The sequence below is a fragment of the Streptomyces flaveolus genome, from assembly GCF_044765825.1.
GTDB classification, from domain to species: domain Bacteria; phylum Actinomycetota; class Actinomycetes; order Streptomycetales; family Streptomycetaceae; genus Streptomyces; species Streptomyces flaveolus.
Genome location: NZ_JBIWKU010000011.1, coordinates 166,100 through 190,911, shown reverse-complemented (window position 1 = coordinate 190,911; position 24,812 = coordinate 166,100). Strand labels below are relative to the sequence as shown.

At 72.1% G+C, this 24,812-nt stretch carries 24 protein-coding genes and 1 pseudogene; 2 read left to right on the top strand and 23 right to left on the bottom strand.

Annotation, left to right across the window (positions count from 1 at the left end):
- Positions 1–151 precede the first annotated feature (151 nt).
- From pyrH to rpsB, 3 genes are all read right to left on the bottom strand, one after another.
- Complete coding sequence (pyrH, locus tag ACIRG6_RS29485) at positions 152–910, bottom strand: UMP kinase (protein ID WP_318214612.1); 759 nt, start codon at positions 908–910, stop codon at positions 152–154.
- Positions 911–1,116: 206 nt separating this feature from the next.
- Positions 1,117–1,953, bottom strand: coding sequence for a translation elongation factor Ts (gene tsf, locus ACIRG6_RS29480; protein WP_318214611.1), 837 nt, complete (start codon positions 1,951–1,953; stop codon positions 1,117–1,119).
- Between the two features lie 95 nt (positions 1,954–2,048).
- Positions 2,049–2,966, bottom strand: a complete 918-nt coding sequence (gene rpsB / locus ACIRG6_RS29475; RefSeq protein WP_239763328.1) for a 30S ribosomal protein S2 — start codon at positions 2,964–2,966, stop codon at positions 2,049–2,051.
- Positions 2,967–3,239: 273 nt separating this feature from the next.
- Here rpsB and ACIRG6_RS29470 point away from each other — a divergent pair, with 273 nt between their 5' ends.
- Complete coding sequence (locus ACIRG6_RS29470) at positions 3,240–3,854, top strand: M23 family metallopeptidase (protein WP_403325015.1); 615 nt, start codon at positions 3,240–3,242, stop codon at positions 3,852–3,854.
- A 150-nt stretch (positions 3,855–4,004) separates the two neighbouring features.
- Here ACIRG6_RS29470 and ACIRG6_RS29465 read toward each other — a convergent pair whose 3' ends face one another.
- The 17 genes and pseudogenes from ACIRG6_RS29465 to ACIRG6_RS29385 all read right to left on the bottom strand — a co-directional run bounded on the left by ACIRG6_RS29465 (position 4,005) and on the right by ACIRG6_RS29385 (position 17,017).
- Entirely contained in the window at positions 4,005–4,562 is a 558-nt protein-coding gene (locus ACIRG6_RS29465; RefSeq protein WP_318216349.1) for a TetR/AcrR family transcriptional regulator, read from the bottom strand.
- A 128-nt stretch (positions 4,563–4,690) separates the two neighbouring features.
- A complete protein-coding gene (gene whiG, locus ACIRG6_RS29460) occupies positions 4,691–5,533 on the bottom strand; it encodes an RNA polymerase sigma factor WhiG (protein WP_364680406.1) in 843 nt (280 codons plus the stop codon).
- Between the two features lie 286 nt (positions 5,534–5,819).
- Positions 5,820–7,049 carry a DNA-processing protein DprA gene (dprA, locus tag ACIRG6_RS29455; RefSeq protein ID WP_364680409.1) on the bottom strand — a complete coding sequence of 410 codons (1,230 nt, stop codon included), beginning with the start codon at positions 7,047–7,049 and terminating at the stop codon, positions 5,820–5,822.
- Positions 7,046–8,659 carry a YifB family Mg chelatase-like AAA ATPase gene (locus ACIRG6_RS29450; RefSeq protein ID WP_403325014.1) on the bottom strand — a complete coding sequence of 538 codons (1,614 nt, stop codon included), beginning with the start codon at positions 8,657–8,659 and terminating at the stop codon, positions 7,046–7,048. Before ACIRG6_RS29450 ends, dprA begins: the two co-directional genes overlap by 4 nt.
- Positions 8,659–9,021 carry a YraN family protein gene (locus ACIRG6_RS29445; RefSeq protein WP_189233072.1) on the bottom strand — a complete coding sequence of 121 codons (363 nt, stop codon included), beginning with the start codon at positions 9,019–9,021 and terminating at the stop codon, positions 8,659–8,661. The genes ACIRG6_RS29450 and ACIRG6_RS29445 overlap by 1 nt, the downstream gene beginning before the upstream one ends.
- A gap of 88 nt (positions 9,022–9,109) precedes the next feature.
- Positions 9,110–9,418: a DUF2469 domain-containing protein gene (locus tag ACIRG6_RS29440; protein WP_003965949.1), complete on the bottom strand. Its 309-nt coding sequence runs from the start codon at positions 9,416–9,418 to the stop codon at positions 9,110–9,112.
- A 56-nt stretch (positions 9,419–9,474) separates the two neighbouring features.
- Complete coding sequence (locus ACIRG6_RS29435) at positions 9,475–9,996, bottom strand: NUDIX hydrolase (RefSeq protein WP_403325013.1); 522 nt, start codon at positions 9,994–9,996, stop codon at positions 9,475–9,477.
- Positions 9,986–10,762: a signal peptidase I gene (gene lepB, locus ACIRG6_RS29430; protein ID WP_403325012.1), complete on the bottom strand. Its 777-nt coding sequence runs from the start codon at positions 10,760–10,762 to the stop codon at positions 9,986–9,988. The genes ACIRG6_RS29435 and lepB (ACIRG6_RS29430) overlap by 11 nt, the downstream gene beginning before the upstream one ends.
- 91 nt (positions 10,763–10,853) lie before the next feature.
- Positions 10,854–11,846, bottom strand: a complete 993-nt coding sequence (lepB, locus tag ACIRG6_RS29425; RefSeq protein WP_403325011.1) for a signal peptidase I — start codon at positions 11,844–11,846, stop codon at positions 10,854–10,856.
- Positions 11,737–12,819: pseudogene (gene lepB, locus ACIRG6_RS29420) on the bottom strand (signal peptidase I); the annotation flags it as partial. The pseudogene lepB (ACIRG6_RS29420) and the gene lepB (ACIRG6_RS29425), both read right to left, overlap by 110 nt.
- Positions 12,812–13,540, bottom strand: coding sequence for a signal peptidase I (lepB, locus tag ACIRG6_RS29415; protein WP_350719443.1), 729 nt, complete (start codon positions 13,538–13,540; stop codon positions 12,812–12,814). The pseudogene lepB (ACIRG6_RS29420) and the gene lepB (ACIRG6_RS29415), both read right to left, overlap by 8 nt.
- Positions 13,541–13,585: 45 nt before the next feature.
- Positions 13,586–13,936, bottom strand: coding sequence for a 50S ribosomal protein L19 (gene rplS / locus ACIRG6_RS29410; protein WP_108015375.1), 351 nt, complete (start codon positions 13,934–13,936; stop codon positions 13,586–13,588).
- A gap of 136 nt (positions 13,937–14,072) precedes the next feature.
- Positions 14,073–14,906, bottom strand: a complete 834-nt coding sequence (gene trmD / locus ACIRG6_RS29405) for a tRNA (guanosine(37)-N1)-methyltransferase TrmD (RefSeq protein WP_403325047.1) — start codon at positions 14,904–14,906, stop codon at positions 14,073–14,075.
- On the bottom strand, positions 14,906–15,460 hold the full coding sequence (rimM, locus tag ACIRG6_RS29400; protein ID WP_318214602.1) for a ribosome maturation factor RimM: 555 nt from the start codon (positions 15,458–15,460) through the stop codon (positions 14,906–14,908). Before rimM ends, trmD begins: the two co-directional genes overlap by 1 nt.
- 86 nt (positions 15,461–15,546) lie before the next feature.
- A complete protein-coding gene (locus ACIRG6_RS29395) occupies positions 15,547–15,786 on the bottom strand; it encodes an RNA-binding protein (RefSeq protein WP_003973401.1) in 240 nt (79 codons plus the stop codon).
- A 2-nt stretch (positions 15,787–15,788) separates the two neighbouring features.
- The gene (rpsP, locus tag ACIRG6_RS29390; RefSeq protein ID WP_239763297.1) at positions 15,789–16,211 is read right to left on the bottom strand and encodes a 30S ribosomal protein S16; all 423 of its coding nucleotides are present in this window, start codon (positions 16,209–16,211) and stop codon (positions 15,789–15,791) included.
- A 209-nt stretch (positions 16,212–16,420) separates the two neighbouring features.
- A complete protein-coding gene (locus ACIRG6_RS29385; RefSeq protein ID WP_318214601.1) occupies positions 16,421–17,017 on the bottom strand; it encodes a hypothetical protein in 597 nt (198 codons plus the stop codon).
- A 671-nt stretch (positions 17,018–17,688) separates the two neighbouring features.
- On the opposite strand from ACIRG6_RS29385, the gene ACIRG6_RS29380 reads away from it, so the two are divergent.
- Positions 17,689–18,555, top strand: a complete 867-nt coding sequence (locus tag ACIRG6_RS29380; RefSeq protein WP_403325010.1) for a class I SAM-dependent methyltransferase — start codon at positions 17,689–17,691, stop codon at positions 18,553–18,555.
- Between the two features lie 70 nt (positions 18,556–18,625).
- Here ACIRG6_RS29380 and ftsH read toward each other — a convergent pair whose 3' ends face one another.
- From ftsH to ACIRG6_RS29365, 3 genes are all read right to left on the bottom strand, one after another.
- Entirely contained in the window at positions 18,626–20,569 is a 1,944-nt protein-coding gene (gene ftsH, locus ACIRG6_RS29375) for an ATP-dependent zinc metalloprotease FtsH (protein ID WP_364680432.1), read from the bottom strand.
- 120 nt (positions 20,570–20,689) lie between these two features.
- The gene (gene ffh, locus ACIRG6_RS29370) at positions 20,690–22,240 is read right to left on the bottom strand and encodes a signal recognition particle protein (protein WP_403325009.1); all 1,551 of its coding nucleotides are present in this window, start codon (positions 22,238–22,240) and stop codon (positions 20,690–20,692) included.
- Positions 22,241–22,360: 120 nt separating this feature from the next.
- The gene (locus tag ACIRG6_RS29365) at positions 22,361–24,793 is read right to left on the bottom strand and encodes a [protein-PII] uridylyltransferase (RefSeq protein WP_364680435.1); all 2,433 of its coding nucleotides are present in this window, start codon (positions 24,791–24,793) and stop codon (positions 22,361–22,363) included.
- Positions 24,794–24,812 lie beyond the last annotated feature (19 nt).

Genomic DNA, 24,812 nt, shown 5'->3' with positions numbered 1-24,812 from the left:
GGCTGCGGTCCTGTCTGAGCTGCGGCCGGCTGCGTCGCGTCTTCTTCCTGCACGGTTCCCGACCGGCGGGACATTGTCCATCCCCCGGCCCGGCCCCGTCCCGTCCGTCCCCCGGACAGGTGGCGTCCGCGGACAGGGGGTGGTTCTCCGGTCAGTCCTGGCTGCCTTGGTCACCCACAAGCGTGCCGATCTTCTCACCCTTGACGGCGCGGGCGATATTGCCCTCCTTCAGAAGCTCGAAGACCACGATCGGGAGGCTGTTGTCGCGGCAGAGCGTGACGGCCGTGGCGTCGGCGACCTTGAGGTCGCGGGTGATGACCTCGCCGTAGCCGAGCGCATCGAACTTCACGGCGTCCGGGTTGGTCTTCGGGTCGGCGTCGTAGACCCCGTCCACGCCGTTCTTGCCCATGAGCAGTGCCTCGGCGTCGATCTCGAGGGCGCGCTGGGCGGCGGTGGTGTCGGTGGAGAAGTACGGCATGCCCATACCGGCGCCGAAGATGACCACGCGGCCCTTCTCCAGGTGACGCACGGCGCGCAGCGGGATGTACGGCTCGGCGACCTGGCCCATGGTGATGGCGGTCTGCACGCGGCAGTCGACGCCCTCCTTCTCCAGGAAGTCCTGGAGGGCCAGGCAGTTCATCACGGTGCCGAGCATGCCCATGTAGTCGGAGCGGGCGCGGTCCATGCCGCGCACCTGCAGTTCGGCGCCGCGGAAGAAGTTGCCGCCGCCGATGACGATGGCGATCTGCGCACCGTCGCGTACGACGGCCGCGATCTCGCGGGCGATGGCGTGCACCACGTCGGGGTCGACGCCCAGGCCCCCACCGCCGGAGAAGGCCTCTCCGGACAGCTTCAGCATGAAGCGGCCGCGTACTTTGCCGTCGTCGCTCTTCTCGGCCTTGGTGGTCATGGAGATCTCGCCTCTTTTACGTGGGTCACACACACGAAGAAGGCCATTGCCGGTGGGGGCGTGTTTCGCATCCCGTACGCGGCAATGGCCTCCTCGTCAGATCTGCTGTCGTCCGCCGCCACGCGCAGGTGCACAGCGGCAGACGGCAACGGCGCGGACGACTGCTGTCGACCCTACCGGGGTCGTGCGTCCGTCGCGGTACGGACTCAGATGCCGACCTTGATGCGCGAGAAGCGCTTCAGGGTGACACCGGCCTCGTCCAGCACCTTCTGGACGGACTTCTTGTTGTCCAGGGCGTAGGGCTGGCCGAGCAGGGTGGCGTCCTTGAAGAAGCCGTTGAGGCGACCCTCGACGATCTTCGGCAGGGCGGCCTCGGGCTTGCCCTCGGCGCGGGTGGTCTCCTCGGCGACGCGGCGCTCGGACTCGACGACCTCGGCCGGGACGTCGTCCTTGGAGAGGTACTTCGGCGCGAAGGCGGCGATGTGCTGGGCGACGCCCTTGGCGATCTCCGCGTTCGGCTTGTCCAGCTCGACGAGGACACCGATCTGCGGGGGCAGGTCGGGCATCGTGCGGTGCATGTACGCGGTCACGTAGCCGCCGGAGAACTGCGCGAAGCGGTCCAGGACGATCTTCTCGCCCAGGTTGGCGTTGGCCTCGTCCACGAACGCCTGGACGGTCTTGCCGGGCTCGATCTCGGAAGCGAGCAGGGCCTCGAGGTCGGCCGGGGCGGCCTTGGCGACGTGCTCGGCGATGGCCGTGGCGACGGCCTGGAACTTCTCACCCTTGGCGACGAAGTCCGTCTCGCACTTCAGCTCGACGAGGACGCCCGAGGTGTTGTCGTCGGCGATGATCGAGACGACGGCACCGTTCTCGGCGGAACGGCCCTCGCGCTTGGCGACGCCCTTCTGGCCCTTGATGCGGAGCGCCTCGACGGCCTTCTCGACGTTGCCCTCGGCCTCGTCCAGCGCCTTCTTGCAGTCCATCATGCCGGCGCCCGTGAGCTCACGAAGCTTCTTGACGTCGGCGGCGGTGTAGTTCGCCATGATTCCGGAATCTCTCTCGAAGTCTGAAGATCTACGGGCCGAACGGCGGGGACTGGTGTGGTCCCCGCCGTCCAGCACCCGAAGGTGGTGAGGGGTCAGGCCTGCTCGGCGTCCGCGGCAGGGGCCTCGGCCGGAGCCTCGGTGGCGGCCTCGGCCGGAGCCTCGGCGGGGGCCTCCGCGGCAGCCTCGGCCGGAGCCTCGGCAGCGGCCTCGGCGGGCTTCTCCGCCTCGTCGGCCTTCTTCTCGCCCTCGAGCAGGTCACGCTCCCACGCGGCCAGCGGCTCGCCGGCGGCCTTGTCGCCCTTGCCCTCGGTGGCAACACCGGAGCGGGCGATGAGGCCCTCGGCGACGGCGTCGGCGATCACGCGGGTGAGCAGGGTGACGGAGCGGATCGCGTCGTCGTTGCCCGGGATCTTGTAGTCGACCTCGTCGGGGTCGCAGTTGGTGTCGAGGATGGCGACGACCGGGATGTTGAGCTTCCGGGCCTCGCCGACCGCGATGTGCTCCTTCTTGGTGTCCACGATCCAGACGGCGCTGGGCACCTTGGACATCTCGCGGATACCGCCGAGGGTCTTCTCCAGCTTGGCCTTCTCGCGGGAGAGGACCAGCAGCTCCTTCTTGGTGAGGCCGGAGGCGGCCACGTCCTCGAAGTCGATCTGCTCGAGCTCCTTCAGGCGCTGCAGGCGCTTGTAGACGGTCGAGAAGTTGGTGAGCATGCCGCCCAGCCAGCGCTGGTTGACGTAGGGCATGCCGACGCGGGTGGCCTGCTCGGCGATGGCCTCCTGCGCCTGCTTCTTCGTGCCGACGAACATGACCGTGCCGCCGTGGGCGACGGTCTCCTTGACGAACTCGTAGGCGCGGTCGATGTACGACAGCGACTGGAGCAGGTCGATGATGTAGATGCCGTTGCGCTCGGTGAAGATGAAGCGCTTCATCTTCGGGTTCCAGCGACGGGTCTGGTGACCGAAGTGGACGCCGCTCTCCAGCAGCTCCCGCATCGTGACGACGGCCATGGCCGTATCTCCTTGAGTTTCTCGGTTGTGCCGCGGAAGCCGGACGGCTCCCGCGCCTGACGCCCGCGATGCGCCGTGCCACAAGGGACCGAGGGGCGCTGACACGAGATCTTTGACGGCCTCGTGTCGGGGCGTGCGAAGTCGACCCGGTCACCCGGATCGCCACCAGAAGTGTACGGGACCGGAGGGGCACCGGGTGACGCAGCCGTCCACAACCGGCGAGTGGTCCACAGGGCCGGACGGCGGCCGGTCCCGGTGCGGGACGGTTCTCGCATGCGAGCGAGGCGATGTGCGGGTGTGTGTACGTGGGTGGCGATGCTGCTGGCCGTCATGGCCCCGGCGCCGCCGCGACCGGAACGGCCGGTGGCACCGGTGGCGGTCGGCGTGGCGGGCCCCCGGCAGGAGCCGGGCCCGGCGGTGCCGGCCGTCGCCCGGTTCTGGCCGGCCGGCACCCGGCCCGCGGTCCTGCGGGGCTGGGAGCCCCCGTCGACGCCGTACGGCCCGGGGCACCGCGGCGTGGACCTCGCCGCGCCGGCCGGGACCGCCGTGCGGGCGGTGGCTGCGGGAAGGGTGTCCTTCGCCGGGCGGGTCGCGGGGAGAGGTGTCGTCTCGCTGGAACTGACGGGAACGGGCGACCCGCCGCTGCGGACGACGTACGAACCGGTGCGGGCGTCGGTGCACAAGGGCGACGAGGTCGCCGCCGGAGAACTGCTGGGCAGGGTGGAACCGACGGGTTCCCACTGCTCGGCGTGCCTGCACTGGGGGGTGCTGAGAGGCGATGTCTATCTGAACCCGCTCGCGCTGCTGCCGCCGTGGCTGCTCGGCGCGGGCCCGTCGAGACTGCTGCCGGTGCTGGGAGTCCCCCTCCCCACCGGGCCGCGGCCCTAGGCGCGTGCCCGCGCGCCTGTACCGGCCTGGTCGGCACCCCCCGCGGAGGCAGGGGCGGCCCCGGTGAACGCCGGGCCCGGCACCACGCCCCCCGGGGGGCGAGAAGGCTGGGCACCCTGGGCGCACCGAGGGCCTCGACGGCCCGGGCGGTCAGCCCCGGACGCCTCGCAACGCCATGGAGACAGCCGCCTCCGTGATCACCGCCGGTTCCTCGGCCGCCCCGAGCTCGATCCGCCGCACGGCCGCGTCCACGACCCCCTGGAGCAGCATCGCCGCCAGCCGCGGCTGCTCGTGCCCCATCTCGCCCAGCGCCTCGACGATCATCGCGACCAGACCGCCGTGCGCCGCCCGGATCTTCTCCCGGGCGCCGGCGTCCAGTTCGCTCGCGGAGATGGCCACCACGGCCCGGTGCCTCCGGTCCCCGACCAGGTCGAGCTGCCGGCGCACATACGCCTCGACCCTGCCCTCGGGCGTCGCCTCGCGCTCCATCGCCGCCTCGACCTCCGCGGCCCAGACGGGGAAGTCGACGGCGCACAGCTCCTCGACGACCGCGGCCCGGGACCGGAAGTACTCGTAGACGGACGAACGGGCGAGACCCGTCCGCTCGGCGAGGGCGGGGAAGGTCAGCGCCTCCGTCCCGCCGTCGGACAGCAGGGAGCGTGCCGCGTCCAGCAGGGCGGCACGCTGCATCGACCGGTGCTCGGCCACGGAGGCCGCTCGAATCCTTGGCACGTCACCACTTTACGGAGGCGTTCCCCCGTACGGGAGTCACCCACCCGGCTCCCGGGCCGCGGACCAGGCCACCGGTGCGGCCGGACGGGGGACGTACGGCCAGGTCAGCGGCCGAATGCCGCCAGCTTCGCACGGAGCTGCAGTACGGACTTGGTGTGGATCTGGCTGACCCGGCTCTCGGTCACGCCCAGCACGTTGCCGATCTCGGCGAGGGTGAGTCCCTCGTAGTAGTACAGGGTGACGACGGTCTTCTCGCGTTCGGGCAGCGTGTTGATCGCCCGCGCCAGGAAGCGCCGCAGTTCGCGGTCCTCGGCGATCTCCACCGGGTTGTCGGCGGCGGTGTCCTCCAGGGTGTCCATGAGGCTGAGCCGGCCCCCGCCCTCGCCCCCGGCGTGCAGCAGCTCCTCCAGGGCCACGACGTTGGCCAGGGACAGCTGGCTGAAGACCGCGTGCAGGTCCTCCACCGCGATGCCCATCTCGCCGGCCACCTCGCCCTCCGACGGGGTCCGCCGCAGCCGCGCCTCCAGCGTCGCGTAGGCCCGCTCCACGCTCCGCGCCTTCTGCCGCACGGACCGCGGGATCCAGTCCAGCGCCCTCAGCTCGTCGATCATCGCGCCCCGGATCCGGGTGATCGCGTAGGTCTCGAACTTGATCTCCCGGTCGACGTCGAACTTCTCGATCGCGTCGATCAGCCCGAACACCCCGGAGGAGACGAAGTCCGCCTGCTCGACATTGGGCGGGAGCCCCACGCTCACCCGGCCCGCCACGTACTTCACCAGGGGCGAGTAGTGCAGGATCAGCTGTTCCCGCAGCCGCTCGTCCCCCGTCGCCTTGTACGACCGCCACAGCTCGTCGAGCGTCGAGGGGGCGGGCGGTCGCACGCTGCCACCGTCGCGGGCGGCTGGGGGGAGCGCCGCCCGGTCGGACCCGGAGGTGTGCTGGGGCATTCGTCGCCTTGTGCCGTTCTGCCGTGATGTGGTGTGCCTGTGGTGAGGCCGCCGGTCTGCTGTCTGGTTGTCGCCTGTTGTCGCCTGTCTGCGTGGGGGTCCTCGTGAGCGTAGCGTGACTGGACTGTCGCGGTGGGCGAAGGACGGCCGGGGGGTCGTACGCAGATACGTTCCGCTGAACGCCCAACTGGGGGGACGCCGATCGCTCAGCGTGATCATCCGAATCACCCAACTGCGGGAATCCCCAAGGGCGTCGGGCTTCCCCCGGACGGCCGAACACGCTCGGTCAGCGCGGGCCCCGGCCGCCACGGACCGAGATCATCGCCTGGCGTGTCAACTTCCAGCCGTCGCCGTGTCGTTCGACGTAACCGAGTGCTCGAAGCTCGTACAGTCTCGCGACCGCGTCGTCCTGCGTGGTCTGTGCGCGGCGCGCGACGTCGGCCACCGCGGCCGTGCCGCGCGCCGGGAGCCCGGCCAGCACCTGCCGGGTCCGGGGTTCCAGCAGGTCGGTGGGCAGTACCGGGCCTCGCCGGTCCGGGGCCAGTTCACCCATGTCGCCGACCAGCTCGACGACCTCCGCGGCGTCGGTGACCAGTACGGCGTCGCCGCGCAGCAGCTCGTGCACTCCCGCGGACAGCCCGCTGGTGGCCGGCCCGGGCACTCCCATGGTGTGCCGGCCCAGACGCTGTGCCGCCCGTGCCGTGACCAGCGAGCCGCTGCGCAGGGCCGCCTCGACGACGACGGTACCCCGGGTGAGCGCGGCGATCACGCGGTTGCGCAGGACGAATCTGCTCGGTGTCGGGTGATCACCCGGCGGCAGCTCCCCGACGACCAGTCCCTGCTCCGCGATCCGGGTGATCAGCCCGGTGTGTCCGGGCGGGTAGGGACGGTCGACCCCGCAGGCGAGGACGGCCGCGGTGGCACCGCCCGCGCCGAGGGCGCCCCGGTGCGCGGCGCCGTCGACGCCGTACGCTCCGCCGGACACCACGACCCAGCCGCGTTCGGCGAGGCCGGCGGCGAGGGTGGCCGCCATGTGGGCGCCGTACTCGGTGCAGGCGCGGGCGCCCACGACCGCCACCGACCGCAGCGCCCACATGCGCAGGCTGGGCCGGCCGCGCACCCACAGCCCGAGGGGCCGGGCGTCCCCCAGGTCGTCGAGCTGCCGGGGCCACTCGGCGTCGCCGGGCGCCACGAACCGCACCCCGGCCGCCCGCGCGACGGCGAGGTCCCCGCGCGGGTCGGCCCGGGCGGCCCGGGCGCAGAGCCCGGCCCACCGCTTTCCGCTCACGCCCGGCAGGGCGCGCCCGCCCTCCCGCAGCCGCCGCACCACCTCCGTGACACCCCGCTCCCGCACCCACCGTCCGCCGGTCCCGTCGCCTGGCTCGATGACCCGCGTGAGGAAGACCCGGCCGAGCAGCTCACCCTCCACGGACTCGCCCCCCACCCGTTCCCCCCGGCCCACACCGTCACGCGGGCTCCCGTCGCCGCCCGCATCACTGCCGTCGCCCCTGTTCATGTCAGCGCTCCCAGCTCCATGGGAACGCCGCGCGGCACCCCCGTGCGCAGTTGCAGTGCCAGGGCGACGTCCCTCGCGTCGGGCCGGTCGTGGCCGACGAGGTCCGCGACGGTCCAGGCGACGCGCAGGACCCGGTCGAGGCCCCGAGCGGTGAGCACACCCCGTTCGAGGCAGCGCTCCGCGTCCTCCAGGGCGCCGGGCGCGGCGTACCACCGGCTGCGCAGCTCCCGTCCGGGCACCTCGCTGTTCGAGCGCCACGGGGTGCCGGCGAGGCGGGCGGCGGCCCGTTCGCGAGCCGCACGCACCCGGTCGGCGACCGTCGCGGTGGAGTCGCCCCGGGTGCCGTCCCCCGCGAGCTCCCTGCGCGTGACCCGGTCCACCTCGACGCGGAGGTCGACCCGGTCGAGCAGGGGACCGGACAGCCTGGCCTGGTAGCGGCGGATCGACGCGGGCGAGCACTCGCACAGGTCGTCCTTCCGCGAGAAGCGCCCGCACGGGCAGGGGTTGGCGGCGAGCACCATCAGGAAGCGCGCCGGGAACCGCACCACGCCCGCGCTGCGCGCGATGACGACGTGCCCGGCCTCCAGGGGCTGGCGCAGCGCGTCGAGGGCATGGCTGCTGAACTCGGGGGTCTCGTCCAGGAACAGGACGCCCCGGTGCGCGAGCGACACGGCGCCGGGCCGTGCCACGCCGGGTCCGCCGCCGACGAGGGCCTGCATCGTGGCGGAGTGGTGCGGCGCGCAGTAGGGGGCGACGTCGATGAGGGGTTTGCCCGGCGGCAGCAGGCCCGCCACCGAGTGCACCGCGGTGACCTCCAGCGACTCCGCCCGGCCCAGCCGGGGCAGGATCGCGGGCAGCCGTTCGGCGAGCATGGTCTTGCCGGCACCGGGCGGTCCCTCCAGGAACAGGTGGTGTCCGCCGGCCGCGGCGACCTCCACCGCCGTGCGCGCCGAGGTCTGGCCGACGACGTCGGCGAGGTCGTGATCGTGGGCGTACTGGGCGGCGCCCATGCCGTGCATGCCCGTGCCGGGCATGCGCAGGCCGGCCATGAGCGGGTCGGGCCCGCCCTGCCGTTCCTGCTCCTCCTCCGGCACGGGTTCGTCGGCGAGGACGGCGATCAGCTGGCGCAGGCTGCGCACGCCGAGGATGGACACACCGGGCACCAGGGAGGCCTCGGCGGCGGCGCACTCGGGCACGACCACCTGCTCGTACCCGGCCTCCGCGGCGGCCAGTACCGCCGGCAGGATGCCGCGCACCGGCCGCACCCGTCCGTCCAGGCCCAGTTCCCCGATCATCAGGATGTCGGCCAGTACCCGCGGGTCGATCCGCTCGGCGGCGCCGAGCACGGCCGCGGCGACCGCCAGGTCGAACCCGCTGCCGCTCTTGGGCACCGATGCCGGGCTGAGGCCCACCGTCAGTTTCTTCTGCGGCCACTCCGCGCCCGAGTTCACCACCGCCGCCCTGACCCGGTCCCGGCTCTCGGTCAGGCTCTTGTCCGGCAGCCCGACCAGGGTGAACGCCGCCACGCCCGGTTCGAGGTCGGCCTGCACCTCGACCACCACGCCTTCGACGCCGACCAGCGCCACGGAGCACGTACGCGCGAACCCCATCACGCCACCCCCCGCGCGTGCTCGACGACGGGCGCGCCTCGCCGCGGCAGGAGCACGCCCACCAGGTCGATGCGGACGCCTCCGGGCGGGGCTCCCCCGTGGGTCTGGATCCAGCGCTCGGCGAGACGGCGCAGCCGTTCCGCCTTGTCGGGGGTCACGGCGGCCATCGGGTGTTCGAACGCGCCACCCCTGCGGGTCTTGACCTCGCAGACGACCAGGACGTCCCCGTCCCGGGCGACGATGTCGATCTCGCCGGCCCTGCCGCACCGCCAGTTGCGTTCCAGGACCGTCAGTCCGGCCTCACCCAGCCGGCGGGCGGCGAGCGTCTCGCCGTACTTGCCCAGCGCACCTCGTGCGTTCATGTCGGCACCACCTCCGGCGCCCACGATCACGCAGACGGGCCGATCCCGTCGCTCACGGTGAACTACTCACCGGTTGTGGAAAACTCCGTCACCCGCCAGGTAGCTCCAGGTCGCTCTTGTTGAGCTCCTCGATGTTCACGTCCTTGAACGTCAGCACCCGCACCTGCTTCACGAACCGGGCCGGCCGGTACATGTCCCACACCCAGGCGTCGGCCATGGACACCTCGAAGAACACCTCGCCCTGGACCGAATGCACCTGCATCTCGTAGTCGTTGGTGAGGTAGAAACGTCGCTCGGTCTCGATCACGTATTTGAACAGACCGACGACGTCGCGGTACTCCCGGTAGAGCTTGAGCTCCATCTCGGTCTCGTACTTCTCGAGGTCCTCGGCGCTCATGGCATGTTCCCCTTCAGCCGTGCGATCCCCCCATTGTGCGCCAGTCCCGCGTGCCCCTAGACGATTTCGGTGTCCAGGGTCACCGGTCCGGCCGGAGGACCTTCGTCGAGCAGCGTGCGCAGCAGCTCGGCGAGTCTGGTCGGATACACCGTCTCACGTGCGCGGGTCAGTTCCCGACACGTCCACCAGCGCGCTCCGGCGACGCTGCGCCGCTCCAGTTCGGTCAGGCCTGCCGCCTCGGTCGCGGTCTGGGTGGTGCGGGCCAGGTAGTACCACTCGTCCTGGTCCCAGCGGCGGCCCGTGAACGGGAAGGAGCATCTGCGCCGCCACAGCACGGGGCCGAGTTCGACGTCGGCGATGCCGGTCTCCTCCTGGAGTTCCCGCCGGGCGGCCTCCTCGCGGGTCTCGTCGCCCTCCACACCGCCACCGGGGGTGAACCACCAGTCGTCGGCCGGGTCGTCCGGTTCGTGGCCGTGCAGCAGCAGGATGCGGTCTTCGGGGTCGAGCAGCACCACCCGGGCGACCTTGCGCAGCCCGCCCTCGCAGGTCTCCCGGCCGGCCGTCGTCTCAGCGGCCACCGGTGGGCTCCGTCCCGGCCCGGGCGCGGGAGCCGGCGGACCGTTTGGCGATCGGGCCGTACGCGGCGCCGCCGAGGATCAGTACGGCACCGGCGATCACCAGCGCCACGACCGTGCTCAGCGGACCCGGCGAGGAGAGGCCGCCCAGCGTCTCGAAGCCCGTCGGCCGTTCGAGCATGCCGTTCATGGGCCACACGACGGCGTCGACACGGGCGTCCACGGCGCCGCGCGACACGGTGCCGCCGGCGGCGTCGGTGAGGTGGGCGGTGGAGTCCACGGAGTTGTCGCGCTCGTCGCCGAGCAGGAACAGGCGCCCCTCGGGGACGGTCACGGTCGGGAAGTTGGTGATCTCGGCCGGCATACCGGCGGGCAGGTAGGGCTCGTCGATCACCTTGCCGTTGACCTTGAGCTTGCCCTCCTGGCAGCAGGAGACGGTGTCCCCGCCGATGGCGACCACGCGCTTGACCATGGGGGCGTTGGCCCAGGTCGCGTCCTTGAAGACGACGACGTCGCCGCGGTGGACGTCCGTGCCGTCGATCCGCTGCGCGAGCACCCGGTCACCGGCGTGGATCGTCGGCGTCATGGAACTGGTCGGCACGGTGTAGGGCCGGTAGACCACCGCTCCCCAGGCGAAGCCGCCGAGGAACAGCACCAGGCCGAGCGCCACGGCGATGCCGGACAGCCGCTGCCCGGTCCTGCCGGCCGCCGGGGTCTTGCCTGCGCCTCCGCCGTGCGGGGCCGTACGTGTCGTGCTCTCGCCACCCATGGATCCGCACCCTACCGGGCAGTACCCGAACGGGGCAGCCCCTCCCGGCGCCGGAGACCGGCCGGCCCGGAGGGACGGGCTCCGCGGTGCTTCAGCGGGTCTCGGCGGGGGCGGCCCTCCTGCGGCGCCACCAGACGACCGGGGCGACGCCGGCGAGGGCGAGGCCCTGGGGTGCGACCGTGAGCGCGGCGGCGGCCGACGGCGGGTTCGTCAGACCGTCCTGGTCGAAGGTCTCCGGCACCGGCAGGGTGTCCCAGTGGTTGATCGGCCAGGCGACCACGATGGCGCGGCCGACGACCTCCTTCACGGGCACCATGCCGCCGTGCTTGTCCGACTGGTTGTAGCGGGAGTCCGCGGAGTTCTGCCGGTGGTCGCCCATGACCCAGATGGAGCCCTCGGGGACCTTCACCTTGAACCGGCCGCCCTGGTCGTCGTCGCTGCACGGCGTGTTGCCGGGGTAGACGTACGGCTCGTTCAGCGCCAGGCCGTTGACCTTGAGCGGGCCCGTGCCGTTGCACTCGACCGTGTCGCCGCCGACTCCGATGACGCGCTTGATCAGGTCCTTCTCGTCCGCGGACGGCATCAGACCGATCCAGCTGAGGACCGTCTGCAGCGCGTTCGGCTCGGGCGTCGGCTCGCCGGCCAGCCACTGGTCGGGGTCGTGGAAGACGACGACCTCGCCGCGCTCGGGTTCCGAGCCGAACCACGGGGTGAGCTTGTCCACCAGGACGCGGTCACCCTCCGTGAGGGTGTTCTGCATCGATGCGGACGGGATCGAGAACGCCTGCACCAGGAAAGTCTTGATCAGCAGCGCGAGCACCAGCGCGATGCCGATGAGGATCGGCAGTTCCTTCCAGAAGGAACGCTGCTTCTTGGCCTCGGGGCGCTTCGCGGGCGGGGTTCCGCCCACTCCTTCGTCCTCGGTCCCGTTCTGTTCGTCCGTCACCCTGCCGTCCTCGGCCGTCCCGGAGTCGCTCGCGAAGGCCTGGGCGCCGTCCGTGGACGGGCCGGCCGCTTCCGTGGGGCGTTCCGGATGTTCCTCGCCGTCGTGACCGGACCGTGCGCCAACCGCCACATCCCCCACGCCAACTCCTTACTCTCTGCCACCGCCTGCCCCGTACACGGCGCAGGCCCACCACTCCCATAACGAGCGGGAGTTCCGCAGGGATCGGGAGTTGAATCATTGCGTTCGGATCGTCGGGGGCAACCCTATGCGACAGGGCGGGGACAGCGGCCGAACCGGAGGCCGAGTCGGACACGGACGCGTACGTTTTCGGTTCGTCCAGCGTGGTCCAGTGACCGAACGGCCAGGCGATCACCATGGCCCGCCCCACCACCTCGTCCTCGGAGACCGTGCCGTGGTCGGTGTCCTGGTGGACACGGGAGTCGGCGGAGTTGGACCGGTGGTCGCCCATCACCCACAGCCGCCCCTCGGGGACGGTGACGTCGAACGGCGTGGTGGAGGGAACGTCGCCGGGATACAGGTAGTCCTCGTTCAGCGGAACGCCGTTGACGGTGATCCGCCCCTGGGTGTCGCAGCACTTGACGTGGTCCCCGCCGACCCCGACGACCCGCTTGATGAGGTCCTTCTCGTCGTCGGACGGCAGCAGGCCGATGAAGGCGAGACCCTCCTTGACCTGCTTGACGACGACGGGGTCGTCCTTCTTGGTGGTCTGCTCGCCCTGGAGCCAGCCGCCGGGGTCGCGGAAGACGACGACGTCCCCCCGCTGCGGCTCGGAGCCGAACCAGGGGGTGAGTTTGTCGACCAGGACCCGGTCGCCGATCCGGATCGTCTGCTCCATGGAGCCCGACGGGATGACGAAGGCCTGGACGAGGAAGGTCTTCAGGACCAGTGCGATGAGGACGGCGACGCCGATGAGGAGCGGAATCTCCTTGACGGCACCGCGTCTGCGGCGCCGCTTGACCTTGCGCTGGAGCTTGCGCCGCTCGGCACGGGACCGGCCGCCGGACGGAGCGGCGGCGCGCCGGGACCCGGTGGGCAGGAGGTCCTCCGCGGGGCTGCTGGGCGCCCCGCGCGGCTTGCCCCGGCTACCCATCGGCGCCCTTGGCGGCCGGTGCCGTCGCGGGCACGCGCGCGTAGGCGTCGGGACGGTCGAGGTGGGTGGCGTGGCCGAAGGGCCAGACGATCCAGTCGGCGCGGCCGATCACCTCGTCCACCGGGACCATGCCGCCGCCCGGCGAGCCCAGGTGGTCGCGGGAGTCGCTGGAGTCGCCGCGGTGGTCACCGAGGACGAACAGGGTGCCGTCGGGCACCACGACGTCGAAGGGCACGGTGGACGGACGGTCACCGGGGTACAGGAACGCCGACTCGTCGACCGAACGGTCGTTCACCTGGACCCTCCCCTCCTTGTCGCAGCACACCACGTGGTCCCCGCCCACACCGACAACGCGTTTGATGTAGTCGCCGTGCCCGAAGAACCCGGTACCGTCGAAGACGACGATGTCGCCCCGCTGCGGCCGGCCACCGAAACGGTACGCCAACTTGTTTACGAGAACCCGGTCGCCGATCCTCAATCCGCGCTCCATGGATCCGCTGGGGATCTGGAAGGGGCGCAGCACGAAGGTGCTGAGCAGCAGCAGGAAGGCCAGGAGGACGAGCAGGGTCACGGTGATCCGCCCGCCCGGCACCCAGTCGGCGAGCCACGCCGAGAACGCGGAACGCGACCGTCCCTCCGGGCCCTCCGGGACCGAGGTCTGCTCGGCGTCGGAAGGGCGGGAGGAGCGGTCGCGCTCCGTGGGCTGTGCTTCGGTGTCCATCGGAGCCAGATGTTATCCGGCTCCGCCGTGGACCTCGGAGAGCGCTCAGCTCTCGCGCTTCTCCTTGATCTTCGCGGCCTTGCCGCGCAGCTCGCGCAGGTAGTACAGCTTGGCGCGACGGACGTCACCGCGGGTGACGAGCTCGATCTTCTCCACGATCGGGGTGTGCACCGGGAAGGTGCGCTCGACGCCGACGGAGAAGGAGACCTTGCGGACCGTGAAGGTCTCGCGCACGCCGGCACCCTGGCGGCGGATGACTACGCCCTTGAACTGCTGCACACGGGAGCGGTTGCCCTCGATGACGCGGACGTGCACGTTGACGGTGTCGCCGGGGCGGAAGGCCGGGACGTCGCTGCGCAGCGACGCGGCGTCGACGGTGTCGAGCAGGTGAGACATTTCGTCTGCTTTCCTCGCTGATGCCACAGGTCATCAACGGAAACTAGGTGTTTCGGAATCAGGGCTGTGCGGGTCGGGACGGGCGTCGTGTCCCCCTGTGGCAGGGGCGCGCTCCGGACGGACGCACAACAGCGGCCTATTGTTCCACGCCCGGCGTCCTGCGCCAAAATCGGCCGTACGGTTCCCCGTCCGGGTCGGGTTCCCAGCCCAGGATGGAGAGCATCTCGCGGTCCTTCTTGTCGAAGGCCTCGGGGTCGCACCGCTCGATCAGGTCGGGCCGGTTGGCCGTGGTGCGCCGCAGGGCCTCGTCGCGGCGCCAGCGGGCGATCTTGCCGTGGTGGCCGCTGAGCAGCACGTCCGGGATGCCGCGCCCGCGCCACAGGGGCGGCTTGGTGTGGACGGGACCCTCGAGGAGGTTGGCCATGGCACCGGGGGCGAAGGAGTCGTCCCGGTGGGATTCTGCGTTGCCCAGGACGCCGGGCAGCAGCCGTGCCACGGCCTCGGTGACGACCAGTACGGCCGCCTCGCCGCCGGCGAGCACGTAGTCGCCGATGGACACCTCGTACACGGGCATCCGGGACGCGTACTCGTCGATGACACGCCGGTCGATGCCCTCGTAGCGGGCGGGCGTGAAGATCAGCCAGGGGCGCTCGGAGAGGTGGACGGCGAGTTCCTGGGTGAAGGGCCGGCCGCTGGGCGTCGGCACGATGAGGGCGGGCTCGCCGGAGCCCGTCTCGTAGCCGTCGGCCAGGACGGAGTCCAGCGCGTCGCCCCACGGCTCGGTCTTCATCACCATGCCGGGGCCGCCGCCGTACGGGGTGTCGTCGACGGTGTTGTGCCGGTCGTAGGTCCAGTCGCGCAGGTCGTGCACGTGGACGTTCAGCTGTCCGCGCGCGCGTGCCTTGCCGACGAGAGAGACGTTCAGCGGTTCCAGGTACTCGGGGAAGATCGTGACGACGTCGAGCCGCATCACGCATCGTCCCCGGAGGCGTCGCGCGAGGAGGCGATCTCGGCCCGGTCGTCGATCAGGCCGGGCGGCGGGTCGATGACGGCACGCTGCTCCTCCAGGTCGACCTCGGTGACGATCTCCGACACGAACGGCACGTAGACCTCGCTGCCGTCGGGGCGCTCCACGACGAACAGGTCCTGGGTGGGCAGGTGGGAGATCTCGGTGATGCGGCCGACCTCCTCGCCGTCCTTGGTCACCACGTCGAGATCGATGAGCTGGTGGTCGTAGTACTCGTCCTCCTCCTCGGGCAGTTCGTCGGGGTCGACGTCGGCGATGAGGAGGGTGTTGCGCAGCGCCTCGGCGGCGGTGCGGTCGCTCACACCGGCGAAGCGCAGGAGGAGGCGGCCGCTGTGGACCCGGCCGGTCTCGATGGTGAGCGGCCCGACGGAGGCGGGGTCGGTGGTCAGTACGGCACCGGGCCCGAGCCGCAGTTCCGGCTCGTCGGTGCGGACCTCGACGGTGACCTCGCCCTTGATCCCGTGGGCGCGGCCGATGCGCGCGACTACCAGCTGCACTGTGCTTGATCTCCTGTCATACGACTGCGGGCCGGGGACGGCCCAGAGGCCTTCCCCGGCCCGAGCCGGTGCTGCGTTGCGAAGCGTCAGCGGACGTGGTCCACGTCGACGAGGTCGACGCGGACACCGCGGCCGCCGATGGCGCCCACGACGGTACGCAGGGCGCGTGCGGTGCGGCCGTTGCGGCCGATCACCTTGCCGAGGTCGTCCGGGTGGACCCGGACCTCGAGCACTCGCCCGCGGCGCAGGTTGCGCGAGGCCACCTGCACATCGTCAGGGTTGTCGACGATGCCCTTCACGAGGTGCTCGAGAGCCTCCTCGAGCATGCTCAGGCCTCGGTCGACTCGGACTCGGCGGCAGCCGCCTCGTCCTTCTTGTCGGCCTTCTTCTTCTGGGTGATGGCCTCACCCTTGCCCTCGTCGTCGCCACCGAGCGCCTCGAAGGACGGACGGGCCGACTTCTCGGCGGCCACGAGCAGCGGAGCCGGGGCGGGCTCGCCCTTGAACTTCTGCCAGTCGCCGGTCTTCTTCAGGATGGCGAGCACGGGCTCGGTCGGCTGGGCGCCGACACCGAGCCAGTACGCCACGCGCTCGGCGTCGACCTCCATCACCGACGGGTTGTACGTCGGGTGGTACTTGCCGATCTCCTCGATGGCCCGGCCGTCACGGCGGGTACGGGAGTCGGCGACGACGATGCGGTAGTGAGGCGAACGGATCTTGCCCAGACGCTTCAGCTTGATCTTGACTGCCACGGGAGTGGGTTCTCCTGGATTGACGTGGTTGGGCACGGCGAGAGAGCCGCGTGGGGTTGCGGTACCCGAGTGCCCGACGGACGCGTCAGCCGGAGGAGAGAGGGGTCCTGTGCGGCTGTCGAGTACAGCTGTCCATTCTGCCACACGCCGCCGGCCCTCCCGACCGAGGGCCCTGGGTCACGGTCCGGCCGCCACGAGCAGCCGGACCGTCAGCTCGCCGCCGCGCCCACCACCTCCGGGATGCGGAACGGCTTGCCGCAGCCGCCGCACATGATCGGGGCCTGCGCCAGGACCGACGGGACGACGCGCACGTTGCGGCCGCAGTCGCAGACCGCCTTCACGCGGACCCCGCCGCCGGAGGAGCCGTGGCGGGCGGCCGGACCGCGGAAGCTGCGGGCCGAGTCGGTCGCGGTCGCGGCGGTGTGGGCCTTCAGCGCGCGCTGGAGGCGTTCGATCGTCGGACGGTAGCGGCGCTTCGCCTCGGGGGTGAGCGTGACCAGGGAGAAGCCGCTGCTGGGATGCGGCTCCTCGGGGTGGTCCAGGCCCAGCTCCTCGGCGATCGCGAGGAATCGTCGGTTGTGGTACCGGCCGGCGCGGGAGGTATCGCGCACTCCGCGCGCGGCGGCGATGCCGTGGACTGCCTCGTGAAGCAGTCGTTCGAAGGAGAGTTCGTGCCCGCAGGCGGACGACGACTCTCCGATCAGGGACTCGGGCGCGGCAAGATCGGGCAGCTCGGGGTGGTGCCGCTGAATGTCGGCCCACGCCTGCGCCAGCTCTGCGGCGAGAACAGGTGGTGTCGTGCTCACGTAATGACAACGAGCCGGGGTGCCGCTGTGTTCCTATTCCGGGGCATCCCAAATAATTTGCACGTACCCGTCAGTTGCCACTGATGCGTCCCGACGAGGGCGGGTGCGCTGATCTGCGGAGAAGCCTCACAGCTCGTACCAAGCTGGTGCGTAGTCCGACGTACGCGCCGGCGCGTAGGCCCCGTCCACGCGCCGGGGTGCGTGGTGCTCGCGGACGCGCAAGGGGCGTTTCGGCCGCCGTCGAAACGGAAGGGCGCCCCCTGGGCGGGCGCGTCGACGGGCGTGACGTTACCGGGTCGGCCGCCGGCGTGCGGCACCGCCCCGTCCCGGGAGCGTTCCGGGCACCGCGGGACGTCCGCACGGCCCGCCGGCCTTGGCCGAAACGGCCTCTTCCGCGCCGCCGCCACCCGCTGTCATCGCCGAGCGGCATGATCCGGCCATCCGCCGGGGAGACCGGGCAGGGGCTACCGGACGTAACGCGCGGCCTGGCGCACGTTGCCGGGAAGTGAAATCTCGCCACTCGGGCGGGGATCGGGCAAACCGGTCGTCGCTACCACTGGACGCCACGGCGAGCCCGGAGTTACCTGGCATACGGGGGGAGTGCGAGCGCACTGCACGGGGGCCATGGAATCGGGCACATCGGCAACAGTCGGCGATTGGGGCACTTTCCTATGACACCTACGCTCGTGCGGCAGCACTCACCCCACGCGAGGGCGACGCCCGGCGTGGACCTGGATGCACGCGCGCGTGACTGGTCCGAGATACAGGAGCGGATGCTCGTGCCGCTCTACGAGGCCGTCTACGAGCGACTGGACGTCGGCGGCGGCACGCGGATGCTGGGCCTGGGCTGCGGTTCCGGGCTGGCCCTGCTGATGGCCGCCTCACGGGGCGCTGCGGTGACCGGCGTCGACTCCGGCTCCCCGGAGCGCCTGGCCCTCGCGCGGCAGCGGCTGCTGCCCGAGGCGCCCGAGGCACGGGACGCACGCGCGCGTGCGGACGCCCGGATCGTCGAGGGTGTCCCCCGCGACACGCGGGACCCGGCGGCGCCCGCGTTCACCCTGGTGACCGCCTTCGAGCCCATCGGATGTCTTGCGGGCGACTCCGAGGGCCTGGGCGGGCTGCTGGCGGAGGCGACGCCGCTCGCCGCGCGGGGGGCGGCCGTGGTGCTGGCCGGCTGGGGCCCGCCGGAGCGGTGCGCCACGACGTCCGTGCTGCGGGTGGCCACCAAGCTGGCGGATCCGCTGCGCAGCCCGGGCAGCTGGCGCCCGGCCCTGCGCGACGACCTGGAGGAGGTCGCCCACCGGGCCGGACTCGCACCGGACGGTTCCGGCCGTGTGGCGTGCCCGTTCGGGTACGCCGACGTCGACAGCGCGGTGCGCGGGCTGCTGTCGACGGGACTGTTCGACGCGGCCATCGCCGCCACCGACCAGGAGCAGGTGGACAAGGAACTGGCCGAGGCCCTGCATCCCCACCGGCGGCCGGACGGCACGGTGTGGATGTCGAACGTGTTCCGCTACCTCGTCGCCCGCACGCGCTGACGGCGACCGCGGCTCGCCCGCCCGCCCCCGCCCGGTCCCTCACCGTGTGCGGGGGCGGGGACGGCGGCGCTCACGCCTCCGGGACGTCCTTCGTCAGCCGGGTGATCCCGGCGATCCGGTAGGCGTCCGCCTCGTCCAGCGTCTCGTTGGCCAGCAGCGCCTCGGCGAGGGCGTCGAGCTGTCCGCGGTGGTCGCGCAGCTTGCGGACGGCCTCCGCGTAGCACTCGTCGACGACGCGCCGCATCTCGTCGTCGATGGCGTCCAGGGTGCCCGGGGCGGCGGCCAGCCCGTAGGCCTGCTGGGCGTCGCCGGGCAGGGCGGACAGCCGGCCGACCAGTTCGCTCATGCCCCAGCGGCCGACCATGCCGCGCGCGATCCGGGTGACCTGTTCGAGGTCGCTCTCCGAGCCGGTGGTGATCACGTCGTACACGACGTGCTCGGCCGCCATCCCGCCGAGCGCGCCGATGATCCGGCCGCGCAGGTACTCCTCCGTGTACGCGTACCTGTCGGCGTCCGGCGTGGACAGCGTCACGCCGAGCGCCCGCCCGCGCGGCACGATGGTGATCTTGCGGACGGGGTCGGCGCCCGGCTGCAGCATGCCCAGCAGGGCGTGCCCGCTCTCGTGGTAGGCGGTGCGCCGGCGTTCCTCCTCGGGCATCACCAGCGGGCGTTCGGCACCGAGCTGGACCTTCTCCAGGGCCTCGGAGAGGTTGGCCTGCGTCACCCGGTCCTGCTTGCGCTTGACCGCGAGGAGGGCCGCCTCGTTGGCGAGGTTGGCCAGTTCGGCGCCCGTCATCCCCGGCGTCGTACGGGCGACCTGGGCGAGGTCGACGTCCGGGGCGAGCGGGATCTCGCGGGTGTGGATCTCCAGGATGGCCTCCCGGCCGCCCCGGTCGGGGGGCGAGACGCTCACCACGCGGTCGAAGCGGCCCGGGCGGGTCAGGGCCGGGTCGAGGATGTCGGCGCGGTTGGTGGCGGCGATGACGATGACGCCCTCGGCGCCCGAGAAGCCGTCCATCTCCGTGAGGATCTGGTTCAGGGTCTGCTCGCGCTCGTCGTGGCCGCCCATGCCGGAGCCGCCGCCGCGGGCCCGGCCGATGGTGTCGATCTCGTCGATGAAGATGATCGACGGCGCCACCTTCCGGGCCTCGGCGAACAGCTCCCGCACCCGGGAGGCGCCCACGCCCACGATCATCTCGATGAACTCGGACGCGGACGCCGAGAAGAACGGCACCCCCGCCTCACCGGCCACCGCGCGTGCGAGCAGCGTCTTGCCGGTGCCGGGCGGGCCGGTCAGCAGGACGCCCCGGGGCATCTTGGCGCCCATCCGCCGGTAGGCACCGGGATTCTTCAGGAAGTCGACGACGTCGTTGAGCTCGCCCGCGACCTCGTCGATGCCGGCCACGTCCGCGAAGGTGGTGCGCGGCTTGCCCGCCTCCAGCTCGACCGGCTTGGGCGGTGGCTTGCGGCCGAGCATGCCGCCCGCGCCGCCCATCGCCCCGCGCATCCGCCGGGCGATGAGGACCCACAGGACGACCAGGATCAGCATCGGGGCGAGCGCGATCAGCAGGTTGGCCAGCCAGCTGCGGTGCTGGACGACCGGCTCGGCCGTGACGGTGACGTCGTGCTCGGTCAGATCCGCCCAGAGCTTGTCGTCCGCGAACGTCGGCCGCTCGGTCGTGAACTTGGTGTACGTCCCCTCGCCCTCGGGATTGTCCCGGGCCTTCTTCAGCTGGCCCTGGATCGCGTCGCCCTTGGCGTAGATCTTGCTGACGTTGCCCTCGTCGACCTGCTTGCTGAACTCGGTGTACGAGATCGTCGGCTCGTCGCCCTCGTTGAAGAACGACAGCACCAGGTTGGCGATGAGGTAGACGACCAGCGCGGCGAGGATCAGGTTCCACCAGCCGCCGCGCATCCTGCGTCCACCGGACGGCGGCTTCGGCGGCTCGTCGGGCGTGCCCTCGGTGCGCCAGGGCGGCTCGGGGGCCTTGCGCGGCGGGGACGGGTTGGTCATACCGGGACGTTACGACAGGAAAGCCGCGCGGGCATGTGCGTGTACGTCACCGGGGGCGCCCCCTGCGGCAGGGGCGCCCCCGGTGACGTACGACGGAACGGGTGTCGGGCGGAGCCGGTGTCAGCCCATGAACTTCTTGAACTCGTCCGGGAGCTCGAAGTCCTTGGCGCCCTGCTGCGGCAGCCCGAAGGCGTTGCCGCCCTCGGCCGCGGCGGCGCGGCGGGCGGCCTCCTCCTGCTCCTGCTGCTTGCGCTTCATCGGGTTGCCGGAGCGCTGCTTGCCCTTGGCCTTCTTCTGCTGCTTCTTCTGCCGGCCCGGGCCGCCGCCCATGCCGGGCATCCCCGGCATACCGGGCATGCCGCCGCCCTGGGCCATGCGGGACATCATCTTGCGGGCCTCGAAGAACCGCTCGACCAGGCCCTTCACCGCGCTGACGTCGACACCGGAACCCTTGGCGATGCGGGCGCGGCGCGAGCCGTTGATGATCGTCGGCTCCTGGCGCTCGGCCGGGGTCATCGACTTGATGATGGCGGCCGTGCGGTCGACGTCCCGCTCGTCCAGGTTGGCGATCTGGTCCTTGATCTGGCCCATGCCGGGCAGCATGCCGAGCAGCTTGGAGATGCTGCCCATCTTCCTGACCTGCTCCATCTGGGCCAGGAAGTCATCCAGGGTGAAGTCCTGGCCCTTCTTGGACGCCAGCTTGGAGGCCATCTTCTCGGCCTCTTCCTGGCTGAACGTCTTCTCCGCCTGCTCGATCAGGGTGAGCAGGTCACCCATGTCGAGAATGCGGGAAGCCATCCGGTCCGGGTGGAAGGCGTCGAAGTCCTCGAGCTTCTCGCCGTTCGAGGCGAACATGATCGGCTTGCCGGTCACCGAGGCGATCGACAGGGCCGCACCACCGCGGGCGTCGCCGTCGAGCTTGGACAGCACCACGCCGTCGAAGCCGACGCCGTCACGGAAGGCCTCGGCGGTGTTGACGGCGTCCTGACCGATCATCGCGTCGACGACGAAGAGGATCTCGTCGGGCGACACGGCGTCGCGGATGTCCGCGGCCTGCTGCATCAGCTCCTGGTCGATGCCGAGGCGGCCGGCGGTGTCCACGATCACGATGTCGTGGACCTTGGCCTTGGCGAACTCGATGGAGTCCTGGGCGACCTTGACCGGGTCCCCCACACCGTTGCCCGGCTCGGGCGCGTAGACCGCGACGCCGGCGCGCTCGGCGACGACGCTCAGCTGGTTGACGGCGTTGGGACGCTGGAGGTCACAGGCCACGAGGAGGGGAGAGTGTCCCTGCTCCTTGAGCCACTTGCCGAGCTTGCCCGCGAGGGTGGTCTTACCGGCACCCTGCAGACCCGCGAGCATGATCACGGTCGGCGGCTGCTTGGCGAAGCGCAGGCGGCGGGTCTCGCCGCCGAGGATGGTGACCAGTTCCTCGTTGACGATCTTGAGGACCTGCTGGGCGGGGTTGAGCGCCTTGGAGACCTCGGAGCCCAGCGAGCGCTCCTTGACCTGCTTGATGAAGGCACGCACGACCGGCAGGGCCACATCCGCCTCGAGGAGCGCGATGCGGATCTCGCGTGCCGTGGCGTCGATGTCCGCCTCGCTCAAGCGCCCCTTGCCGCGCAGGTTCTTGAAGGTCGCTGAGAGGCGATCGGAGAGAGTGTCGAACACGGCGGCGTCGGTCCTCGGAGTCGGGGGCAGTCTGAGCGTCTTCCAGGGTATCCGGCCACGCAAGGCATTCGTCCCCGCCCGACGCATTCGGCGTGCGGGAACCGCACGGCAGGGGCCGCGTCACCCCCGCAGCGCCTCCTCCAGCACCCGCGCCACCTCTCCCGCCTCCTCCCCGGGCAGCCGCTCCCCCTCCGCGCCCGTGACGTAGAACGCGTCGACGGCGTTCGACCCCAGGGTCGACACATGGGCGCTGCGCACCCGCACCCCCGCCCCCTCCAGTGCCCGTCCGATGCGGAACAGCAGGCCGGGCGCGTCCTGGGCCCGGACCTCGATCACCGTGGCATGACGGGACGCGGCCGGCTCGACGCTCACCCGGGGCGGGGGCGGGACCACGCCCCGGCGGCGCGGGTAGGCGGCGTCCCGCTCGGCGAGCCGGCCCGCGATGTCCAGGGTGCCGTCGAGGGCGCGGACCAGGTCGGCGCGCAGCCGGGCGGCCTGGGGCAGGGAGCCGTACTCGGCGGCGACCCGCCAGGCCAGCAGCAGGACGGAGCCGTCGACGCCGTCCGGCAGCGGAAGGGAGCGCAGCTCAGCCGTGCGGACGGTCAGGCGGTGCATGGCCAGGACACCGGCGACGGCGGGGAGCACGCCCGCCTGGTCGGGCACGGCGATGAGCAGTTCCACCCCGAGGGGCTCCTGCTCGGCGGTCGACGGCTCGGCCTGGGCCCGCAGGGACAGCACCGGCCCGCCCGTGCGGAACGCCTCGACGGCGAGCCGTTCCTGCTGGGCGGTGGGCGCGGGGGCCTCGGGTTCCTCCAGCGGGTCCCCGGCGAGGACCGCCGAGACCCGTTTGACCAGGTCGGCGACGAGCGATGCGCGCCAGGCCGACCAGGCGGCCGGCCCGGTGGCCAGGGCGTCCGCCTCGGTCAGGGCGTGCAGCAGCTCCAGGGTGCCCTGGCTGCCGACCGCCTCGGCGACCGCGCGGACGGTGGCCGGGTCGTCCAGATCGCGCCGGGTGGCCGTCTCGACGAGCAGCAGGTGGTGGCGTACGAGGGTGGCGAGGACGGCGGCGTCCGTACGGTCGAAGCCGATGCGGGCGGCCACGTCCCGGGCGATGGTCTCGCCGGCCACCGAGTGGTCGCCGGGCCAGCCCTTGCCGATGTCGTGCAGCAGCGCGGCGACCAGGAGCAGGTCGGGGCGGTGGACGCGGCGGGTGAACGCGGAGGCGCGGACGGCGGTCTCGATGAGGTGGCGGTCGACGGTCCACAGGTGGACGGCGTTGCGCTGCGGGCGGCAGCGGACCCGCTCCCAGTCGGGCAGCAGCCGGGTGACCAGGCCCTCGGCCTCCAGGGCCTCCCATACCTCCACGGTGGGCCGGCCCGAGCCGAGCAGGGTCACCAGCTGTTCGCGTGCCTCGGCGGGCCAGGGCGCGGGCAGCGGGCGTGCGGTGGCCGCCAGGCGCCGTACGGCGTGCAGGGAGAGCGGCAGCCCGGCCTGGGCGGCGGCGGCCGCGGCGCGCAGCGGCAGCACGGGGTCGCGTTCGGGGCGTGCGGTGCGGGCGAGCACCACCTCGCCGTCCTGCTCGACGACGCCCTCGGCGAGCGGGGAACGCTCGGCGATCTGCTTGCCGCCGCCGAGCATGGCGCGCAGCCTTGGCCGCACGGAGCGCGACCGGATCACGCGCCCCACCTCCCGCCAGGTGACGTCGCCCGCGTACGAGATGACGCGCGCCGCCTCGTACACCTGCCGCAGCAGCGCGTCGGCGTCCAGCAGGCCCAGCTCGGCCGCCACCTGGTCCTGCTCCTGGAGGGCCAGCCGGTCCGTCGCCCGGCCCGTCGTCAGATGGAGCGCGTCGCGTACGTCGAGCAGGCGGCGCCGGGCCTCGGCGAGGCCCTCGCGCGGGGCGTCGGCGAGCCAGGAGGCGGCGACGGCGCGCAGGGCGGTGGCGTCGCGCAGACCGCCGCGGGCCTCCTTGAGGTCGGGTTCCAGCAGGTACTGCAGCTCGCCCTGGCGTTCGGCGCGCTCGGCACAGAGTTCCCGCAGTTCCGGGAGGCGTTTGGGGGCCTGGTTGCGCCAGTCGGCGAGGACGGCGGTGCGCAGGGAGGCGGTCAGTCCCAGGTCTCCCGCGAGATGGCGGGCGTCCAGCAGGCCCAGGTGGACCTTCAGGTCCTCGCCCGCCGTCTTGCGGGCCTCCTGGGGCGTGCGTACGGAGTGGTCGAGGGCGAGGCCCAGGTCCCAGACGGGGTACCAGAGGCGGTCGGCGAGGGCGGCGACCGCCTTGTCGTCGCTGCCGTCGTGGAGCAGGAGCAGGTCCAGGTCGCTGCGCGGGGACAGCTCGCCGCGTCCGTAGCCGCCGACCGCGACGAGCGACACGCCCGCGAGCCCCTCGGAGCCGGCGCCGAAGAGGCCCGCCAGCCAGTCGTCGGTCAGTCCGGCGAGGGCCGCACGGCGCGGCGGCCCGGACCGCGCCCCCTCGGTGAGGAGGCGCAGCCGGGCCGCCGCGTAACCGCCGGGTCCCGAGTCCTCTGCTTCGTTCGTCAGCTCCGTATGCGTCACCCGGCGGCTCCTGTTCCGT